This is a genomic window from Streptomyces phytophilus (assembly GCF_013870535.1).
Lineage (GTDB): Bacteria > Actinomycetota > Actinomycetes > Streptomycetales > Streptomycetaceae > Streptomyces > Streptomyces phytophilus.
On the sequence record NZ_JACBXC010001373.1, the window covers coordinates 1 to 1,535 of the forward strand.

General features: G+C 72.5%; 2 protein-coding genes. One reads left to right on the top strand and one right to left on the bottom strand.

Annotated elements, in window-relative coordinates; genetic code table 11:
* Positions 1-77 precede the first annotated feature (77 nt).
* Entirely contained in the window at positions 78-947 is an 870-nt protein-coding gene (locus H5J30_RS32490; RefSeq protein ID WP_181791239.1) for an alpha/beta fold hydrolase, read from the bottom strand.
* Positions 948-1,080: 133 nt separating this feature from the next.
* Here H5J30_RS32490 and H5J30_RS32495 point away from each other — a divergent pair.
* Positions 1,081-1,535 (top strand): SRPBCC domain-containing protein (locus H5J30_RS32495; RefSeq protein ID WP_181791241.1); only part of this gene is annotated, 455 nt, incomplete at its 3' end.

The following is a 1,535-nucleotide window of genomic DNA, read 5'->3' on the forward strand; positions in this document are numbered from 1 at the left end:
GGCTGTCCGGGGGCGGTGGAGGTGGTGTGCGTGGTGGACGTGTTGAAGGTGACGTACGCGGCGCACGTGTCGTCCGTTCACGCCCCCGCGTCGAGGACCTCCCGCAGCTTCGCGCCGAAGGCTTCCGGCTGGCCCGCGTAGCCGAACTCGGCGTCGAGGAAGCCGCCGTGGTGGCTGGGGAAGACCGTCGCCTCCTGCCCGAGCAGCGCGGCCGTGCCGCGTGCCGTACGGGCCGTGAACGTGTCGCCCGACTCCTCGCCCACGGCGATCACCACGCGCGTCGGCGCGGCGGCGAGCGCGGCCGGGTCCGGGCGGTAGCCGCTGACGGCCCAGGAGTGCTCGGAGAGCAGCGGGTCGTCGCGGTTGCCGTCGTCCTCGGCGGGCATGCCGAAGGCCGCGGGGTCGGGCTCGGGCTGGGCGAAGTACGCGTCGGTGAACTCGCCCTGCCACGCGCCCAGCCCCATGAACGCCGCCATGCCCGTGCCCCAGCCCTTGGCGTTGTACGCGTCCGTGACGCCCTGCCGCGCCCGCTCCGCGGCCTCGGCGTCCGGCAGCGCCGGGATGATCGGCGGCTCGTGCGCGACGAGCGTGGTCACGTCGTCGGGGTACGCGGTCACCAGGGCCAGCGCCGTAACCGCGCCGCCGCTGCTGCCGAACAGCTCCACCGGGCCCGCGCCCAGCGCGGCGATGACGGCGTGCACGTCCTCGGCCTGCGTCTGCGGCGAGTTGTCGAGCCGGCCGTCCTTGCGGGTGCTGCGGCCCAGGCCGCGCGGGTCGTACGTGACGACGGTCCGGTCCTGGAACTGCGCGGCCAGCGCGCGGAAGCCGCCGGCGTCCATGGGCTGGCCGATGAGCAGCAGCGGGGGGCGGCCGTCGGCGGTGGGCAGGGGGCCGCGCACGTCGTAGACGAGGTCGACGTCGGGGGTGTTCAGCGTGTGTGTGTCCATGTCCGTGCAGACGGTTCTGCCGCCGCGAACTCATCGGTGCCGCATGTGACGCCCCTTACTGCAACTCTCGGGTTGCATTACCATGCACGCATGTGCAATGCTGAGGTTGCAGATCGACATACGAGGAGGAACCGTGAACGACACCGCGTACACCGACGCAGAGCTGGCGGAGCTCGACCGGGTCGCCCGGCAGATCGACATCGACGCACCCGCGGACCGGGTCTGGGACCTGGTCGTACGCCCCGGCTGGTACATCAACGACGGCACCGTCGACCCCGAGCCCGACCTGCGCCGGGAGGGCGACGTGACCGTCGTGCGGCATCCGGAGTTCGGCGAGTTCCGGTTCGGCACCGTGGAGCTGGACAAGCCGCGGTACGCCTCGTTCCGCTGGCTCACCGGCCGGAACCAGCAGGGCGCGAAGGGCTCGACGCTGGTGGAGTTCTGGATCGACGAGCGACCCGGCGGCGTGACGCTGCGCGTCGTGGAGAGCGGCTTCTCCGGCCTCTTCGACGAGCAGGCGGCGTGGCTGAAGGAGCGCGAGGGCAACGACAAGGGCTGGGTGGAGGAGCTGGCCGCCGGCAAGGCGTA